The following is a 17,723-nucleotide window of genomic DNA, read 5'->3' as shown; positions in this document are numbered from 1 at the left end:
GGCTTCCCCATCCATACTGGCCTCCACGCCCAGCCAGCATCTTGAATCAGGCTTCCGATTCCTTGGGAATCCCCTTTCAATTCTTATTTCAAGCTCGGCGCTCTAATGCCCGGCCGGTTACACCCGCGCGGCACGATTGCTGAAATCAGGCGAAAGGATAAGGTCCGGGGAACGTGCCGATCGGGATGAAGTGAGAGACGAGGCCCCTCCCCTCCAGCCAATGATGCAGCAGCATCGCCGGCGGCTCGATGTACGATGCGGGTTTCGCGTCGGCGCGAAGCTGCAGGGCGATTGCAGTGGTGGTGGACGGCGCGGTGCACAAGACCGTGCCGCCGAAGCGCATCTGCATGACGCGATGGACATGGCCGCAGAGGATTCGCTCGACCTGGGGATGGCGCGCGACGATCGCGGCCAGCCTGTGCCCTTCCCGGCAGTCATACGGATCCATGTAGGGAATACTGGTGGCGAAGGGCGGCTGATGCATCATGACGATCGTGGGCCGCGCCGGCTCCGCAGCCAGGACACCGTCCAACCAGGCCGCCGCCTCTTCGCTCACGACGCCGTGGTGCTGACCGGGAAGCGTGACGTCCAGGGCGACGACACGCACCGCACCGCAGTCACCGACCACATAATCGAACGGCCCCTCGGCCGGCAGCCAGGGCTTTCCGACGAAGGCACGGCGAAAGACCTCGCGCTCATCGTGATTGCCGGGGATCGCCAGCACCGGCATGTCGAGGGCGCCGAGCATCCGCAAAAGCATCACGTATTCGTCCGCTTGGCCGTGATCGACCAGGTCGCCGGTCAGCAGCACCAGCTCGGGCGGCGGATCCAGAGCTTTGACCTGTGCGATGGCCGCGGCGAACTGTGCGTTGGAATCGACCACGCCCTGGTAGAGCACGCCCTCGGGGCGCACATGGGGATCCGACAAATGGGCGATCAGCATCTAGCCGCCCTTCCGGTCGAACTGCACGAGCCCCTCGCACCCCTTCGGCGTGATCGCATAGACACCGCGCTCCACTCTCTCGAACCAGCCATACACGTCCTGCTGCAGGATCTGGGCCGCCTTGGGCGCCCGCGCGGCCTCGCGTAGCGCCGCCACCTTCATCGGCCCGTTGGCCGCCAGAAGCTCGGCACAGCGAAGTGCCTCCTGTCGGTATGCAGTCATCAACGGCGCCCGCATCGCCTGGCCGCCGAGATTGGGATCACCGACCCGACGCGCGTGTTCGCCCAAAAGGCGCCCGGCCTTCTGCTTGTTCGGGCGCGGCGTATAAGGAACGGGATCGAACACCACGTCGGCCTTGCCACTGGCCACCACGATGAAGCCCAGCCCCAACCGGCGGCAGAGCTTCCTCACATTCTTCATCTGCTTGGGCCACTGGCCGACGGCCAAATAGACGAGATCGCTGAGCGCCAACCGGTCGACGCCCTGCAGGACCAGCCCCAGGCCGAAGGTACGCTTCAGTTCCACCACCACGGGCGGCTCCGCACCGCGGACACCGACCACATCGCAGCCCCGCACCTCGCCCTTGACGACGTACCCTTGCCCTTCGAGGAGCCCCTTCACGGGCGCATAGAGGTCGCTCTCCAACGTCATGGCGGCGCACGCTATCATGATCGGGAGTTGGTGAATGAGGAAAACATGACCGAGTTGCTGGATCAGGGCGCCGCTGCCATCGCTGCTGCCGTGCGGGTGGGCAAGACGAAGGCCCGAGACGTAGCCGAAATGGCGATCGCCCGCGTGGAGGCGCGAAACGGGCAACTCACCGCCATCGTCGACTTCGACCCGGCCGAAGCCCGCGCTACGGCGGACGCCGTCGACGCGCGGCGGAAGCAGGGTTTCGATGGCCCGATCCTCGGCGTCCCCTACACCGTGAAGGACACGACCTGGGTGGTGGGTCGCACCGTCACCAACGGCTCGCTGCTCTACAAGGACTTCAAGCCGCCGCGCGATGCCGTCGCTGTCGAGCGGCTGAAGGCGGCGGGCGGCATCTTCCTCGGCATGACCAACACGCCGGAAATGGCCGCGAAGGGCCACACCGAGAACAAGGTCTATGGTCCGTCACGCCATCCGATGAATCCCGCGCTGACGCCGGGCGGCTCATCGGGCGGCGCCGCGGCGGCGTTGGCGGCGGGCTTCTCGCCGATTGCCCTCGGGACCGACGGCGGCGGCTCGGGCCGCCGCCCGGCCTCGCATTGCGGCGTCGTCGGGCTCAAGACATCGGCCGGCGCGATTCCGTCCGTGTTCGGCTTCGGCGGCGCCTACGGTCCGCTCTACGGCGTGACCGCGCCGATGGGCCGCACGGTCGCCGACGCCAAAGTCGGCTTCGAGGTGATGGCCGGTCCCGACCGGCGCGACCCTCATTCGGTAGCTCTGCTCGATGTCCCGCCGCCCAGTGCTCCGCGCATCGCCGTAAGCCCGCGGCTCGGCCTTGGCATTCCAGTCGATCCTGACGTCATGGCGGCGTTCAACGCGGCGGTCGCGAAGCTCCGCGCTTCCGGCTGGCGCATCGAGGAAGCGGATGTCGCCTGGCCCGGCGACACGAGCGAAACGGCATTTTCGGCGGTGAACAGCGCAGCCTCTGCCCTTCTCTACGGCGACCGGCATGCCGCCGACAGGGAGCTGTTCGGTGACAACATCGCCGGCCTGATCGAGCGCGGCCGTTCGGTGCCCGGCACGGACGTCGTCGCAGCCTTCCGCTTCGCCGATGCATGCGCGCGCGCGGTCGCCCAGTTCTTCACCGAATACGACTATCTCCTGACACCGACGACGGCCTGCGTGTCGTGGCCGGTCGAACAGGTCTATCCCAAGATGATCGAGGGCAAGGAGGTCGGGCCGCGCGGCCACGCCGCCTTCACGCCCCTGTTCAATCTCGGCCTCGTGCCGGCGATCTCAGTGCCATGCGGCAGCGGCCGCGACGGGCTCCCGGTGGGCCTGCAGATCGTCGCCCCACGCCTGCATGACCGGCCTCTGCTGGCAATGGCGCAACGGGCCGAAACGGCGCTCGCCCGCTAGCATTGCAGGCATCGCACTCAGTACCATGCAGCTGACCGAAATCCTGATCGTCGTCGGCGTCGCGTTCGTCGTAGCGGTCGCCATCCGGCTGATCCGCGCACGCCAGGCGGCGCGCAATCGCGGCCCCGCCCATATCCACGAGGCCCTGATGAAGCGCGCCGAGCTTCAGGTCGAGCGCAGTCCGTTCCTCAAAAAGGTCGTGAAGGAATTCAAGGCCAACGGACATGTTTCCAACCGGCAGGCCGACGCCGTTGCCAAGGCCCTGAAACGGCTTGAAGGTCATTGAACATCGTTATCCCGTAGCGGGCGCCGCGACGATGGGATTAGGGTGGCACCGTGTCTCGGAAATTGAAACTGAGCGCCGCGTCGGCCCGGCGAATCGCGCTGGCGGCGCAAGGCTTCGGCATCGGTCGACCTGACGGCAACGTCAACCGGGGTCATGTGAAGCGGGTCATCGATCGGCTGGGCCTGCTGCAGATCGATTCCGTCAACGTGCTTGCACGTGCGCATTATCTGCCACTGTTCTCGCGGCTCGGGAATTACGACAGCGCGCATCTCGACGGATTGGCCTGGGGTAGCAGTAGTCGCCGTGGCCTTTTCGAATTCTGGGCACACGAGGCTTCGCTGCTGCCGCTGGCGTCGCAACCGCTGCTGCGCTGGCGCATGGCGCGCGCCCGGGAAGGCACCAGCAAGGGCACGCTGCAGCAGTTTCGTCGCGAGAAGGCCAACTACATCGAGGATGTCCGCCGACACGTCGAGGCGCGCGGCCCCCTCGCCGCGTCGGATCTGGCCGATGGTGGAGCGAAGCGCGGCCCCTGGTGGGGATGGAACGACGGCAAGCTGGCGCTCGAATGGCTGTTCTTCGCCGGCATCGTCACCACGGCCACGCGGCGCGGCACCTTCGAGCGCGTCTACGACCTTTCCGAACGCGTCTTCCCGGCCGAGATTCAGGCATTGCCGACGCCCTCGACCGAGGATGCACAGCGCCAGCTGCTGCGACTCTCGGCCCGGGCGCTGGGCATCGCCACCGAGTTCGACCTGCGCGACTACTTCCGCCTCCCCGTTGCTGACACCAAGGCGCGGCTGGGCGAGTTGGTCGACGCCGGCGATCTGCTGCCGGTCGAGGTCGAAGGCTGGAACCGGCCGGCCTATCTGGAGCCGGCCGCCCGTCAGCCGCGCCGGATCGAGACGCGCGCCCTGCTCGCGCCGTTCGATCCCTTGATCTGGGAGCGCGACCGCACGGAGCGGATCTTCGATTTCTTCTATCGCATCGAGATTTACACGCCGGTCGCCAAACGCAAGCATGGCTACTACGTTCTGCCCTTCCTCCTGGGCGACCGTCTGGTCGGCCGGGTCGACCTCAAGGCGGATCGGCCGAACTCGACGCTGCTGGTGCCGGCCGCCCATCTCGAGCCCGGCGTTGAGGCGCGCGACGTGGCCGCGCCGATGCGCGAGGAGCTGCGGCTGATGGCCGACTGGCTGGGCCTCGAAAACAATGCTCTGCCTCGGGGCGGGGATCTGGGCCACGAGTGGAGTAGAATGGGTAAGTGATGTGCGTAGGAAGGAAGAAGCGAGCATGAACGATCTGGTTCTCAAGGGCGGCCGCGTGATCGATCCGTCACAGGGCATCGACCGCGTGACCGACATCGCCTTCAACGGCGGCAAGGTTGCCGCCATCGGCGATGGCCTGTCGGGCCAGGATACGCGTGACGTTGCAGGCAAGATCGTCTCGCCCGGCCTGATAGACCTGCATACGCACGTCTATTGGGGCGGCACCTCGCTCGGCGTCGAGGCCGAGTTGCTCGCGCGATCGGGCGGCGTAACCACCTTCATCGACGCCGGCAGCGCCGGCCCGGGCAACTTCCACGGCTTCCGCAAGCACGTGATCGAGACCTCGCCGGTCCGGATCCTGCCCTACCTCAACGTTTCCTTTCCCGGCATCTTCGCCTTCTCCAAGTCGGTAATGGTGGGTGAAAGCGCCGACATGCGCCTGCTCGATGCGCGCGAGGCCGTACGGGTGGCGCGCGAGCATAAGGATTTGGTGCTGGGCGTGAAGGTCCGCGTCGGCAAGTCGGCGAGTGGCGATTCCGGAATCATGCCACTCGACATCGCGCTCGACGTGGCCGAAGAGGCCGGCCTGCCGATGATGGCGCATCTCGATTCGCCGCCGCCCTCCCGCCACGAGGTAGTGAGCCGCCTGCGTCCAGGCGATATCCTCACGCATTGCTTTCGCCCCTTCCCCAATGCGCCGGTCCAGCCCGACGGCAAGGTGCGCGACGAGATCCTGGCGGCCCGAGAGCGCGGCGTGATCTTCGACATCGGCCATGGTGGCGGCTCGTTCGGCTTTGGCACGACGCGCAAGATGCTGGCGGCCGGTTTCCTGCCGGACGTGATCTCGTCCGACGTCCATGCGATCTCGATCGAAGGCCCCGCCTTCGACCTCCTCACTACCATGTCGAAGTTCCTCTGCATGGGCCTCGACCTCGCGACCGTCATCAAGCTCACAACCGCCAACGCCGCCGCTGCCATCAAGAGGCCGGACCTCGGCACCCTGAAGGTCGGAAGCGTCGGCGACGCCACCGTGATCGACCAGGCGAGCGGGACGTTCGACTATGCAGATTCAATCGGCGAAAAGCTCATTGGCGACAGACGGCTCCTCTCGGCGGGGGTGATTCTCGCGGGCCGCTGGTGGCACCCGTTGTAGACCCATGACTGCCAAGGCCCCCTCCTCCCCTGCCTGTCTCGCCCACGAAGCCGATGACGCTTACATGGGTTTCGCAACCCGCGGAGAGATCGTCCGCTTCCTGACGGATTTCGACGCGGCACCGGCGGCGGACAAGGTGGAAATGCTTCGGCAGATGCTCCCCAGAATCCGCGATGACGTGCTGTACGCCGAGCTACGCTCCCGTCTCTCGGCAATTGAGTCAGGCAAATCAGTGACTTAGCAAGGCAGGGAATATTCAACGAAGGCTTGCAACCATATGGCGCAAGGCGCCGTTGATCGTGCATGGTTGGATAATTGGTGTTGCCTCTGCCCCCGCTCAGCAACACCTCTCTCCCCATCCAACCGAATCAAGCCCGCTCCTGACTCATCATCGGGGGCGGGCTTTCTCTTTCTCGGAGCTACTTCAGGAATGCGACGGCGAACAGCCGCACCGGATCGGTCCAGAACGCGGCAGTAGAGAAGCCGCCTCGTCGTGCCAGCTCTGCGATGCCGGCCGCGTCGTACTTGTACGAATACTCCGTGTGGACGCGCTCGCCCTCGGCGAAGTGGAACCGGCAGCCCGCGACCGTCACTGCTTGGTCGCACAGGCTTCGGAAGTAGATTTCGATCCGCCCCGCCGCTTCGCTATAAGATGCGTCATGCGCGAATGCCGACAGGTCGAAGTTCGCCTCCAGTTCGCGGTTCATGCGGCGCAAGAGGTTCAGCGTGAACTGAGCCGTGACCCCCGCCCGATCGTTATAGGCGTCGTAGAGTCGCTGCGGGTCCTTCTTCAGGTCCACGCCCAGGATCAGGGCGCCGTCTGAGCCCAGAAGGCGCCGCGCGCGTCGCAGGAACAGTACCGCCTCCTCCGGCTTCAGATTGCCGATCGTGGAGCCCGGAAAGAAGCCGATACGGTGGGCATTGCCGATCGTATCCGGAAGCACATCGAGCGCCATGTAGTCGCCCGTTACTGGATCGACACGTAGCCCCGGATAGTCCTCGCGCAGCCGTCGCGCCGTTGTATCGAGATGCTGGCGCGAAATGTCGATCGGCACGTAGGCGTGCAGATCCGGCATCGCGTCCAGAAGCAGCCGGGTTTTAACGCTCGAGCCGCTGCCATACTCCACCAGCGCGCACCCGGGGCCGGCAAGGCGCGCAATCTCGGGCGCATGCTGACGCAGGATCGCCGCCTCGGTGCGCGTCGGATAATATTCCGGCTGGTCGCAGATCGCATCGAAGAGTGCCGAGCCACGCGCGTCGTAAAGGTACTTGGCCGGAATCGCACGGGGCGTTTCAGCAAGCCCAGCAAGAACGTCGTGGCGGAAGGCATCGCGGTCGGCCCGCTCACCATCCGCGACCGCGAGAAGTGGCACATTCATCGAAGATCCTCCGCGAGTCGAATTCCGCCGAACATCCATCGGGCGTCGGGCGGGAAGAAGTTGCGATAGGTCGCGCGGCCATGACCGATGGCCGTTGCCGCGCAGCCGCCGCGCAGCACCATCTGGTTGGCCATGAACTTGCCGTTGTACTCGCCGACGGCGCCGGCGGGTTCACGATAGCCGGGATAGGCGATGTAGGGACTGCCGGTCCATTCCCAGACCTCGCCGGCGCCCTTGACGCTGTCGGCGGCGATCTCCCACTCGGCTTCGCGCGGCAGCCGCTTACCCGCCCACTTGGCATAGGCCGCCGCTTCGAACGCACTCACATGACAGACGGGACGGTTGTGATCGACGAGCTCGAGCCCTGACAAGGTGAAGACGTGCCACCCCCCGTCCCTCATCTCCCAGTAGAGCGGCGCTTCCCAATCGCGCTGTTTCACGCAGTCCCATCCGGCCGAAAGCCAGAATTCCGGCCGCCGATAACCGCCATCCTCGATGAACGCGAGGTACTCGCCACAATTCACGGGCCGCATCGCCAGCGCAAAACCGTCGAGCCACGAGCGATGGCGAGGTCCCTCGTTGTCGAAGGCGAAGCCCCGGCCATCGTGGCCCGTCTCGACGAGACCGCCTTCGAATTCACGCCAGGAGAGCGGCGTGTCGGACTGTGCCGTATCGGTGCGCGCGCGACGATAGGCCGGCCGCAGCGGATTTAGCGAAAGGGCGTGCTTGATGTCCATCAGGATGAGTTCCTGATGCTGTTGCTCATGATGCAGGCCGAGTTCGACGAGTTCATGTGAGTTGTGATCGCCCCTCAGGAAGTCGAGCATCGCCGCTGTCACGTGATGGCGATAGGCCAGAACTTCCTCGACACCCGGACGCGTGATGAGCCCTCGCTGGGGGCGCGGGTGCCGCGGGCCTACGGCCTCGTAATAGGAGTTGAAGAGGTATTCGTAACTGGGATCGAAAACTCGATAACCGGATGCATGCGGGCGGAGAACGAAAGCTTCGAAGAACCAGGTCGTATGCGCGAGATGCCACTTGGTGGGGCTGGCATCCGGCATCGATTGCACGGTCTGGTCTTCGGGAGAGAGCGGCGCGGCCAACTCCTCTGTACGAGACCGGACAGTCCGAAAGGACTGGAGGTCGTGCGGTCGCACGGCAAGCATCATCGATTTCGGCAAGGGACCTCCATCGGCGTAACGTGGGGGCGCGGACGTCGGTTGCAAGGGCGCCGTGCGGCGAGCACCCTGCAGCATCCGCTCGTGGAGATGAGGGAAGCAAGTGCCGATTTGCGAGATCGACCCGTGGCGCTCTCAATATTTCGAAAACGTGACCTGTCCCGCAGACGTCTTCATACCGACTGAGGACTCCGATGCCTGGCTCTGGAATCCGGAATATCGATGGGTCTATGACAAACTTGCCATTGCCGCATCCCAAGCACTCGACTCGGCGCCGCACGGAATCCAGCCTGACCGCTATCCCGTCTTCTCAAAGCCCATCTACAATCTCAAAGGCATGGGTGTCGGCAGTCGCGCGCTCCATTCGCAGGAGGATTACCAGGCGGCCTATCAGGCCGGACACATGTGGATGCCACTCCTCGTCGGCGAGCATGTCAGCAGCGATGTCGCCCTGATCGACGGCGTGCCCCGCTGGTGGGGCCATGCGAACGGCATCCCCGGGAAAGACGGCACCTTCGACTACTGGGAAGTCCATGCCGGAGCCGAGCCGCAGATAGAGAGTTCAGTGGGCGATTGGTGCCGTCGTCATCTCGGAGGCTACAGTGGTATGGCCAATCTCGAGACGATCGACGGGCGGATCATCGAAGTGCATCTGAGATTCGCCGATCAGTGGCCCGACCTATACGGGCGCGGATGGGTAGAGGCGCTGGTCGCACTTTACGAGCGTGGAGTGTGGTCATTCACTGATCATGTTGATCGAGTCGGGTATAGTGTTGTCCTGTTCATGCCGCACGGCACGCACTACCGCCACCCGCCGCCCCAGATCATCAACCGCGTTCTGGCGCTCGAAGGTGTCTCCAGTGTGCAGATCACCTTCCACGAGGGGCTCGCGCCGGAACAACATGCCATGCCACCCGGCGGCTTCCGGGTGGCCATCGTCAATTGTTGGAATCTCGCAGCGGGCCGCGAAGCGCGCAATCTGCTGCGAGGACACTTCGGCTAGAGGTTGCGGCGCACGAAGCCCGCGAACAGGCTGACGACGAAGAGCACCAGCGCAATGACGAACAAGATCTGCGCGATACCCGTGGCCGTCGAAGCGATACCGCCGAAGCCGAAAATCCCGGCCAGCAGCGCGATCACTAGAAACATCAAGGCCCAGTACAACATTTCCTCGCTCCTTCCGAGCATTGGCAGGGGTTGTGCAGGCAACGTTGGAGCGAGAGTTCCGGTTCCGCCGGGCAACCCTCCCTGTCAAGGCGGCGTTGGAAATCTCAACACCAACAAACACGGAGGCACTATGCAGCCCGAAGTCACCCCCACCGAAGCGCGCAGCGGCGTCGTGACCGGTCGCGTCCTAGTCGTCCTCATCATTTCGTTCCTTGGCGCAGCCGGCGGCATGGGACTGGCTTGGTATCTGCTCGGCTAGTAGGTTGGCCGGATGAAGACCGTGATGGCCAGCTACGCCGTCGCTTTGGGCGTACTGGCCGTCATAGACGGGCTGTGGCTCGGCGTCGTTGCGCGCGAGTTCTACAAGTCGCAGCTTGGAAACATGCTGCAGGACAAGCCGATCTGGAGCGTGGCCATCCTGTTCTATCTCGTGCACGCAGCCGGCGTCGCAGTCTTCGCCGTTCCGCCGTCGGTGACCGCCGGAACTTGGACGAGCGCCCTCCTCTACGGCGCGCTTTTCGGGTTCTGCGTCTACGGTGCGTACGACTTTACAAATCTAGCCGCCTTGCGCGGCTGGCCATGGACGGTCAGCGTAGTGGACTTGGCATGGGGAACAGCGGCGACGGCGATCGCCACCGTGATCGCCTTTCTGGTCGTAAAGCCCTGATCAGCGACCGCTGTCATCAAACTCGGGGTGGCGACGGACATAGGCGACGACGAAGCTGCAGGCCGGTACGATTTTGAAGCCCTGCTTTCGCGTGTCCTCCAGCGCCGCTTTGACGATCCGTGCACCGATACCCTTACCCTCATCTTCAGGCGGGACTTCCGTGTGGGTGAAGATTCGCGCATCACCCTGCTGACGATAGACGGCAATCGCCATCCCATGTTCGGCGGCCAACTCGTATCGTTGTTCTGCGGCGTTGTGTGTAACGTCCATGGTCATCCCTTCCAGCTCGTGGGCGGTGCATCGGCCCGGAGGCACCGCATCGTCGGGAACGCCCAGCCGGCAGGCCGGTTGCCCTAGCGGTCCACTTCCCAGAACATCGGGTAGGATGACTGGATCAGGCCCTTCAGATCGCTTCTATAGCCTGCGGGTATGGTGAACTGGCCCCACATCAGCGACGGCACGAGTTCGTAGGCGATCAACTGGATTTCGGCGGCGATTTTCTTCCGCTCCTCGAGGGTCGCCGCCCGAGTAAAGGCTTTGAGCAGATCCGGGATACGGTTGTCGCAGGACCAGCCCGGGAAGTCGTTGCAGGTGGCAGCGACGTAGAAGTGCGTGAGCGGCGAGAACATATCCGTGCCGTTCGAATAGACAGGAAACATCGACCACCCGTCCTTCTTGGCACGACGCGCCAGCACGGTGGGCCAGTCGCGTGGCTGCTGCTCCACGTTGAAGCCGACATCCTTCATGTTCTGGACGAGCACGCGCGACGCCGTCTGGCTGATCGACCCGGCTACCTCCAGCACGATCACAGGCTCACCCTTGTAACCGGAAGCCTTGAGTTCGGCGCGCGCCGCCGCCAGGTCCGGCTTGGCGACGTTGCCGCCCGCGTCGGTGGAGAACGGAGTACCGCACATCCAGAACGAGGTGCAGTCCTTCGTCTGATACTTGTCGGGCACACCGATGGCCGTCAGCGTCGCATTCTGGTCTACCAGCTTCCACATCACCTTGCGCACCGCCGGATTGTCGAACGGAGGGGACGCATGGTTGAGGCGGAAATTGCCTTGGAACTGGTGGAGCCCGCCCAGCCCGAGCAGCTTGACCGACTTTTCCTTCTCGAGGACCGGCAACATGTCGAACGGGAGATACTGCATGTAATCGATTTCGCCGGCGATCAGCGCATTGGCACCGGTCGACGGATCCGGCATCACGCGCAGGGTGAGTTGGTCGATCTTCACGTTCTTCCCGCCGGTCAGGAAGTCCGGCGCCTCCTTGCGCGGAACATAGGCCGCATTGCGCTCAAGGATCATGGCGTTGCCGGGCCGCCATTGATCCTTGAGGAAGCGGAAAGGTCCGGAGCCGATCGGCTCGGGGATTCGCTGGTCCGCGGGCGTCGCGGCAAGCCGTGCAGGCATCATCACCGGCAGCGGCGCATTGGGTTTGCCCAGTACCTCCAGCAGCAGCGGGAACGGCTGCTTCAGGACGAACTTGATGGTCTTGGGATTGGACGCTTCGAGCACGGCGGTGTCCGCCATCAGCATCTTGCCCAGGGGGTCGCGAACTGACCAGCGCTTGAGCGAAGCGACGCAATCCTCGGCCGTCACCGGCGTCCCGTCATGCCACTTGAGCCCCTCGCGCAGAACAAAGGACCAGGTGAGCCTATCGGAGCTGCTGTCGTAGCTCTCGACCATTTGCGGCTTGATCTCGCCCTTGTCGTTCATGGCGAAGAGCGTGTCGAAGACATGCAGGCCAAACGTCCGTGTAATCGCGGCCGTCGTCGCGTGGGGATCGAGGATGGTGACCTCTGATTCGAGCACGACAGTAAGCCCTTTGGCAGCCCGCGCCTCCCTCGACCGAATGAGCGATGCACCGGCCAAGGCCATCCCGCCCGCCATTGCCGTCCGACGTCCGAGACCAATCTTACGCATGAACATCTTCCCTTCTTTCCCCAGTGGTCACCGTAGCGACCTTTCGGAGCAAACGAAACGGGCCGGCCATCCCTTTCGGAAATGGCAGGCCCGCAATCCGCTGGTCGAAAGAAAGCGGCGACTACGCCGGTGAAAGAAGCCGGCAGGTGACGCGGTCTACGAATGTCGAAACCGGGGGCCCGTAAACCGGAACTCCCCAGCGCTCACCCGGACCTGCCGGTGACAGCATGATACGCGTGTCCTGAACGGGCCGTCCGCCGTTTGTGAACACACATCCGACGACTGGATCGACTACGTTGGCGGAGTTGTTCGTCACGTAAACGACCGAGAGCCAGTTCTGCTGCGGGACGGCCTGCAACCACGGGCTGTCGATCACGACAGCAGGCACTGACGGGCCCGCCGTGATCGGCACTACACCCATCAGGGTACCCCGCGGACGCTGAACGACCACCTGAGTCGGGGCGGACTGGGCACTTGGATCGAACGCCTTGTCGGCAGACGTGCTGGGCACCGCGGCCTGCTGCTGGGGCGTCTGATTGTCTTTACTCACGTTTTCCGGCGTCCAGACCTTGCCTGTTCGTTCGTCCTTGAACTGGGTGACGCCGTTTGCCGAAACACCGGCAGCGATCGAGCCGGACGTCTGGCCCGTCGGGGCCTGGGCGGATGCCGATGCCGCGAAAACAGTTGCGACGGCGACGGCAGCGATAGTCGAGTAGCGATTCATTTGCGTCCTCCTCACATCTGCTTCAGACGGCCCTTCTCCCAGGCACCAACCTGCGCCTCGGCCGCCTCGCGGGAGATGCCATAGCGGGTCTGGATCTTACCCACGAGCTGGTCGCGGCGGCCCTCGATCGCCAGGAGATCATCGTCAGTGAGTTCGCCCCACTGCTCCTTTACGGTGCCCTTGGTCTGGTTCCAGCTGCCCTTGAGCTTCTCCCACATCGTCTGGGCGTCGTTTTGCGTCGTGGTTGTCGTGCTGGAGCCCGTCTGGGCGGCTGCCACGAGTGGCACCGAAACGACGGCAACGGCGGCACACGCCGCCAGGGTAACTATGGAACGCATTGATATCCTCCTGATTGGGACGTGTTAACGGCCGTACCAAACACGAGGTTGCCCGCCTCCCAAGATCGCAGCGTGAGAACCCTCAGACCCAGACGGATTTGAGGAAGAACGCGATCGGGATGACGATGATCATGGCGACGTAGAGGTCCATCAGCTCGCCGGCCAGAGGACTGTGGTCGGACTGATCCTGCGTAACGATGCTCGGCGTTTCGGGTACGTGCTTGGTGTCCATGATCCCCTCCACGATTGCCTCATCCTGAACAGATGAACGCCGCAAAATCGACGACGGTTGCAGGCGCTTCGAGCGAATCGTGGGGAATCTAGGGCGACTTAGCGGATACTGTGATCCAGAGCCTGCTGGAGGTCGATCGACGAGTATGGCTTCGAGATGAACTGCATTCCTTCGGCCTGAATCCCGGGCCGTCCATAGCCGCTGGCGATAACCACGGGAAGCGACGGAAAACGATCCCGCACCTTGAGGGCAAGGTCCTCGCCACTCATGCCCGGCAGACCGACGTCGGTGATGAGCATATCATGGGCGTCGCCCTGGCCGAGCAGCTCAAGAGCGGCCTCGCCACTGCCGACGGCGGAAACGGAACATCCCAGCCGCTCCAGCATGTCCGTGGTCGACATCCGCAACAGGACTTCGTCCTCGACCAGCAGCACGCGCCTCGCCCTGCCCTCCGATGGCGCCTGGCGGGCCGCCTCATCGGAAGAGGCTTGGAGCGCCTCTGCCGGCGCCGGGACAGGCCGGCGGTTGGCCAGCACGCTTCGCAGCTTGGCCGAGAGGGCGTCGCTGCTGTACGGCTTGGCAATCATGGGATAGCCTGATCGGGTGTGGTCGGGAATGAGGCCACGCGCGAAGCCGGAGGTCAGGAGCACCGCAATCCCGGGCTGCAGGTGTTGTGCCCGCTGCGCGAGTTCGACGGCCGTGATGCTGCCCGGCATCACGATGTCGGTGAACAGGAGATCGAAGGCGGAATCTCTTTCGAGAATCGCCGCCGCTATATCCGGGTCTTCCGCGGCCTCCACGCGGTACCCCCAACCCTTCAGCATCTCGACGACGGCCCGCCGCACGTCTTCGCTGTCTTCCACCACCAGGATCCGCTCACTGCCGTTCACCGCGCTGCCCGGATGGGGTAGGTCCTCGACCACTGGATCTTCCGTGCGCGGCAAGTAGAGCTTGATGCTGGTTCCTTGCCCGATCGCGCTGTCAATGCGGATATGTCCATTGGACTGGCGCACGAAGCCATAGACCATGCTGAGCCCAAGCCCGGTACCCTTACCGTCGCCCTTGGTGGTGAAGAACGGATCGAACGCCTGGGCTGCGACCTCCGGCGGCATGCCGGTGCCGGTATCGCTGACGTCGACCAGCACATAAGGGCCCGGGGTCACGTCCGGGTGAAGAGCGGCATAGCGGCGGTCGAGGGTCGCATTCGAGACCTGGACCCGGACTGTACCACCGTCCGGCATGGCATCGCGGGCGTTGATCGCAAGGTTGAGAATCGCATTCTCGAGCTGCCCCGCGTCGATCCTCGCGTTCCAGGGATCGTCGGCCATCTTGAACTCGATGGCGATACGCTCGCCCAATGAATGCCGCATCAAATCGGCCAGGTCTCCGAGCAGCTTGGCGATGTTGGTGGGCTGCGGTGTCAGGGGCTGACGTCGCGCGAAGGCAAGCAGTTGCTGCGTGAGGCGTGCGCCTCGGTCGGCCGCTGCCGTGGCGCTCTGTACCCGCGACAGCATCGGCGCATTGTCGCCAGCCTCCTCCTTGAGGAGGTCGAGATTGGCCCGGATGACCTGCAGGATGTTGTTGAAGTCGTGCGCCATGCCGCCCGTAAGCTGGCCCGTCGCTTCCATTTTCTGGCCCTGCCGAAGCGCCGCTTCGTCATGCAGCTTTTCAGTGATGTCGACGGAGCGAATGACGGCACCGCCGCCCGACATCTCACCACGATAGATTTCGTAGTCGCGCCCGTCATGTGCGACGCGCACGATTGCCGGTCCCGTAGAAGGCATCTTGTCGAGCTCGAGCGGCAGGAGGAGTGCACGGGTCGCCGGCGAGCGCTCGGACAGGAGTTGATCCAAGGTCGGCGGCTTCTGCTTGCCAGGTTCCCATTGCGCGAGCTTGGCGAAGGCTTCGTTCCAGGCGACCACGGCACGCTCGCCATCGATCACGAAAATCGGATCGCGCAGGCTCTCGAGAGTTGCCTGCAGAAGGCGGGATCTTCCAGCCAGGGCCTGCTGGCTGCGCTCGAGGCGCCCGGCGCCCTGCAGCACGATATAGATGCCGGCGATCAGGCAGAGAAAGGCTCCGCCTAGGACCAGCAGGCCCGCGACTTCCGCCTGTTCCTGCTCCGACCGCAGGGCCGTCAGACGCCGCGCTAGCAGGAGCCGCTGACCCTCCACCAGACTGTCACCGAGCAAACGGACCTGGCCGAGCATTGCCCGCCCCGCTCCCGTCCGGTCGAGCGACAATGCCGCCTCGCGCCCCTGCGTCTGATAGGCGCCAACCGTCGAATTCAGCTGGTCGAACTTCTGCGCGGTGATATTGCGAAACTCTTCGAACTGGCGCGTCGTGTCGGGATCGTCGGCGACCGCGACTTCGAGTTGGCGCATGCTCGATTCGATTCGGAGGCGCGCCCGTTCATAGGGCTCGAGGCTGGTCGCGTCGCCGGTCAGAAGGTAGCCGCGCAATCCGATCTCGGCATCCTGGACCGCGATCACCATCTCGCGCATCAGCGCCATGGTTTCGTAGTTCGCGACCACCAGACGCTGCTGGCGCGCCGCCGATTTCGACTGAGAGAAAGCCAGCATGAGACCCGCGGCGATCAACACGGCGAGCGTGATCCCGGCGATGACGCCGGTCGATCGGGCCGATCGAAGCACGCTAGGCATTCGTCGGTTCGTCGGCGGCCGGCGTGGGAAACACGACCACGACCCGGTTGCCGCCAACGGGCTTCTGCTCGATGGTGACCTCTCCACCGAGCTGCATGGCCAATCCGCGGATCAGCGTGAGACCGAAACCGCCCCGGCCGTCGGATGCGGCCTGCGTGGCATCGCGCGTCACGCCATTATCCTCGATGACAAGTTCGACTTCCTCGCCGCGCTCGCTCGTCTCGATGCGAATCTCCGGGGCAGCGGTCCGGCTGAAATCGTGAGTGAGCGCGATGCTGACCGCTTCGGTCACAATCAGGCCGATCGGAATGGCGGTGTCGGGACCGACGGCCATGATCGGCGCGCGTATGTGATAGCGGGGTGCCTGCTTGCCGCCTCCGGTACGTCCGACCGAGATTTGGCGCACGAGATCGCTGATGAACTGCTGGAAGTCGACGAGCGACCAGCTCGATCGCTCGTAGAGATGGCGGTGGAGAATGGACAGGGTGAGGACGCGATTCTGCGCATCGCCGAAGAAGCGGCGAATACGCGGTGACCTGATCTCGCCGGCCTGGAGGTTCAGCAGGCTGGAAATCATCTGCAGATTGTTCTTCACCCGGTGATGGATTTCGCGGAGCATATGGTCGCGTTGCTCAACATTCGCGCGAAGCGCCGCCTCGCGACTGGCGATGGCTTCGGCCATCGCCGTGACCCCCGCGCCCACCGATGCCATTTCCGGACTCCAGGGATGCGGCGGCGCCAAGGTGATGCTCTCGCCGCGCGCGACCTTGTCGGCGAAGTCCTGGATGTAGTGCAACGGGCGGACGCACCAGCGGTCGGCGCCGAACCAGATCACAAGCAGAACGACCGCGGACGCAAGGGCGACGAACAACACGCCCACCCACGCGCCGGCAAATCCCAATGGATTCTCCGAAATCGGCGCCGACACGACGGCAAACAAGGCGTTCGCCCCGACAGGGCGGATCCAGAATTCGTAGTAGGCGCCGTCCTGACCGAAGTCGGAAACCCTCATCTGGTTGCGTGCGAGCGCATCGGCCAGTCGCGCCGGGACCGGAAGCCGGCGCATCGCCGCCGGGTCGCCCCCGAGAGCTGTCCCCGTGCGATCGATCACGGCGACGGCTGTTCCGGCGGTGCCTTCGGCTTGGGCAGCGTCCTGAGCGAGCGCCTTGAGGGTGATTCCCAGCGTGCACATTCCCGCGAACGCGCCGTCGCGTCGGATCGCAATGGCTATGGGAATGATCGCGCGGGTAGATATACGGCTTGCGATCGCAGCACCGCTTACCAACTCCCCGCCCTGCCGGGCCTTCTGGAATATCTCGCGATCGGCGAAGTTCATGCCGACCGCCCTTCGCGCCGTGGCGCAGCGGGCAATTCCCTCGTCGTCCGTCACGAAAGCGGTGGAGTATTGGCCCGGATAGGCCTGTACCAGCTTCGACAGGTAGGCTTCGCAGCGGTTGGCCGCTTCAGGGGACGGGTCCGGCCGGGCGCTTTCTACGACGGACTCATCGGCGCAGGCCGCCGCGAGCATGCGCTGCGATGCGTCAAACAGACCAGCATAACGCGCCACGGCGAGATCGGAGACCGATCCTAGCGCCGCCGCGCGTTGTGAAAACGTCGCCTCTTCCTGGAGCTCTGCCTGCCAGACCGCCAGCCCCAGTACCGGCAGCAAGGCCAGCGCTACGAGGGTGACGAGCTTGGTGCGAAGCGACCATCGCGCCACGTTCCGTCCCGGT

Annotated in this window: 20 protein-coding genes; 8 read left to right on the top strand and 12 right to left on the bottom strand. The window is 64.4% G+C overall.

The features are described 5' to 3' along the window. Positions 1–145: 145 nt before the first annotated feature. Together ACT6UX_RS22200 and ACT6UX_RS22195 are read right to left on the bottom strand one after the other, a co-directional pair. Positions 146–943 (bottom strand): phosphodiesterase, encoded by a 798-nt coding sequence (locus ACT6UX_RS22200; protein ID WP_444777328.1) that lies wholly within the window; start codon positions 941–943, stop codon positions 146–148. Further along, complete coding sequence (locus tag ACT6UX_RS22195) at positions 944–1,594, bottom strand: DUF2161 domain-containing phosphodiesterase (protein WP_444777327.1); 651 nt, start codon at positions 1,592–1,594, stop codon at positions 944–946. Between the two features lie 45 nt (positions 1,595–1,639). Between ACT6UX_RS22195 and ACT6UX_RS22190 the strand changes: the two genes are divergently transcribed. Genes ACT6UX_RS22190 through ACT6UX_RS22170 form a run of 5 tightly spaced genes read left to right on the top strand, consistent with a single transcriptional unit; the run spans position 1,640 to position 5,958 of the window. Continuing rightward, positions 1,640–3,013 carry an amidase gene (locus tag ACT6UX_RS22190; RefSeq protein WP_444777326.1) on the top strand — a complete coding sequence of 458 codons (1,374 nt, stop codon included), beginning with the start codon at positions 1,640–1,642 and terminating at the stop codon, positions 3,011–3,013. A 25-nt stretch (positions 3,014–3,038) separates the two neighbouring features. Continuing rightward, positions 3,039–3,299, top strand: a complete 261-nt coding sequence (locus tag ACT6UX_RS22185; protein ID WP_444777325.1) for a hypothetical protein — start codon at positions 3,039–3,041, stop codon at positions 3,297–3,299. A 50-nt stretch (positions 3,300–3,349) separates the two neighbouring features. Continuing rightward, positions 3,350–4,564 (top strand): winged helix-turn-helix domain-containing protein, encoded by a 1,215-nt coding sequence (locus tag ACT6UX_RS22180; RefSeq protein ID WP_444777324.1) that lies wholly within the window; start codon positions 3,350–3,352, stop codon positions 4,562–4,564. Between the two features lie 25 nt (positions 4,565–4,589). Further along, positions 4,590–5,717: an amidohydrolase/deacetylase family metallohydrolase gene (locus tag ACT6UX_RS22175; protein WP_444777323.1), complete on the top strand. Its 1,128-nt coding sequence runs from the start codon at positions 4,590–4,592 to the stop codon at positions 5,715–5,717. A gap of 4 nt (positions 5,718–5,721) precedes the next feature. Further along, positions 5,722–5,958 carry a hypothetical protein gene (locus ACT6UX_RS22170; protein WP_444777322.1) on the top strand — a complete coding sequence of 79 codons (237 nt, stop codon included), beginning with the start codon at positions 5,722–5,724 and terminating at the stop codon, positions 5,956–5,958. 178 nt (positions 5,959–6,136) lie between these two features. On the opposite strand, the gene egtD is transcribed toward ACT6UX_RS22170, so the two are convergent. Next, complete coding sequence (egtD, locus tag ACT6UX_RS22165) at positions 6,137–7,096, bottom strand: L-histidine N(alpha)-methyltransferase (RefSeq protein ID WP_444777321.1); 960 nt, start codon at positions 7,094–7,096, stop codon at positions 6,137–6,139. Beyond that, positions 7,093–8,352 carry an ergothioneine biosynthesis protein EgtB gene (gene egtB / locus ACT6UX_RS22160; protein ID WP_444777320.1) on the bottom strand — a complete coding sequence of 420 codons (1,260 nt, stop codon included), beginning with the start codon at positions 8,350–8,352 and terminating at the stop codon, positions 7,093–7,095. The genes egtD and egtB overlap by 4 nt, the downstream gene beginning before the upstream one ends. A 25-nt stretch (positions 8,353–8,377) precedes the next feature. Between egtB and ACT6UX_RS22155 the strand changes: the two genes are divergently transcribed. Then, positions 8,378–9,277 (top strand): hypothetical protein, encoded by a 900-nt coding sequence (locus tag ACT6UX_RS22155; protein WP_444777319.1) that lies wholly within the window; start codon positions 8,378–8,380, stop codon positions 9,275–9,277. Here the strand turns inward: ACT6UX_RS22155 and ACT6UX_RS22150 are convergent. Beyond that, positions 9,274–9,441, bottom strand: coding sequence for a DUF1328 domain-containing protein (locus ACT6UX_RS22150; protein WP_422014754.1), 168 nt, complete (start codon positions 9,439–9,441; stop codon positions 9,274–9,276). The two genes, ACT6UX_RS22155 and ACT6UX_RS22150, sit on opposite strands and share 4 nt — an antisense overlap. Before the next feature lie 130 nt (positions 9,442–9,571). Here ACT6UX_RS22150 and ACT6UX_RS22145 point away from each other — a divergent pair, with 130 nt between their 5' ends. Together ACT6UX_RS22145 and ACT6UX_RS22140 are read left to right on the top strand one after the other, a co-directional pair. Continuing rightward, on the top strand, positions 9,572–9,700 hold the full coding sequence (locus ACT6UX_RS22145; RefSeq protein WP_444777318.1) for a hypothetical protein: 129 nt from the start codon (positions 9,572–9,574) through the stop codon (positions 9,698–9,700). Between the two features lie 12 nt (positions 9,701–9,712). Beyond that, positions 9,713–10,108, top strand: coding sequence for a DUF2177 family protein (locus ACT6UX_RS22140; RefSeq protein WP_444777317.1), 396 nt, complete (start codon positions 9,713–9,715; stop codon positions 10,106–10,108). Here the strand turns inward: ACT6UX_RS22140 and ACT6UX_RS22135 are convergent, their stop codons facing one another. The 7 genes from ACT6UX_RS22135 to ACT6UX_RS22105 form a co-directional block, all read right to left on the bottom strand. Further along, entirely contained in the window at positions 10,109–10,384 is a 276-nt protein-coding gene (locus ACT6UX_RS22135) for a GNAT family N-acetyltransferase (protein ID WP_444777316.1), read from the bottom strand. It lies immediately after the preceding gene. 77 nt (positions 10,385–10,461) lie between these two features. Further along, positions 10,462–11,922: an ABC transporter substrate-binding protein gene (locus ACT6UX_RS22130; RefSeq protein ID WP_444777315.1), complete on the bottom strand. Its 1,461-nt coding sequence runs from the start codon at positions 11,920–11,922 to the stop codon at positions 10,462–10,464. A 232-nt stretch (positions 11,923–12,154) separates the two neighbouring features. After that, positions 12,155–12,757 carry a hypothetical protein gene (locus ACT6UX_RS22125; RefSeq protein WP_444777314.1) on the bottom strand — a complete coding sequence of 201 codons (603 nt, stop codon included), beginning with the start codon at positions 12,755–12,757 and terminating at the stop codon, positions 12,155–12,157. 11 nt (positions 12,758–12,768) lie between these two features. Next, a complete protein-coding gene (locus tag ACT6UX_RS22120; RefSeq protein ID WP_444777330.1) occupies positions 12,769–12,975 on the bottom strand; it encodes a CsbD family protein in 207 nt (68 codons plus the stop codon). 202 nt (positions 12,976–13,177) lie between these two features. Continuing rightward, a complete protein-coding gene (locus ACT6UX_RS22115) occupies positions 13,178–13,327 on the bottom strand; it encodes a hypothetical protein (RefSeq protein WP_444777313.1) in 150 nt (49 codons plus the stop codon). A 98-nt stretch (positions 13,328–13,425) separates the two neighbouring features. Next, positions 13,426–15,990: a response regulator gene (locus ACT6UX_RS22110; protein ID WP_444777312.1), complete on the bottom strand. Its 2,565-nt coding sequence runs from the start codon at positions 15,988–15,990 to the stop codon at positions 13,426–13,428. After that, entirely contained in the window at positions 15,983–17,710 is a 1,728-nt protein-coding gene (locus ACT6UX_RS22105) for a sensor histidine kinase (RefSeq protein WP_444777311.1), read from the bottom strand. The genes ACT6UX_RS22110 and ACT6UX_RS22105 overlap by 8 nt, the downstream gene beginning before the upstream one ends. Positions 17,711–17,723: the final 13 nt, after the last annotated feature.

Source organism: Reyranella sp., from assembly GCF_052439685.1.
Classification (GTDB): domain Bacteria; phylum Pseudomonadota; class Alphaproteobacteria; order Reyranellales; family Reyranellaceae; genus Reyranella.
Note: the sequence above shows the minus strand (reverse complement) of the source record. Positions and strands in the feature narration are given on the sequence as shown.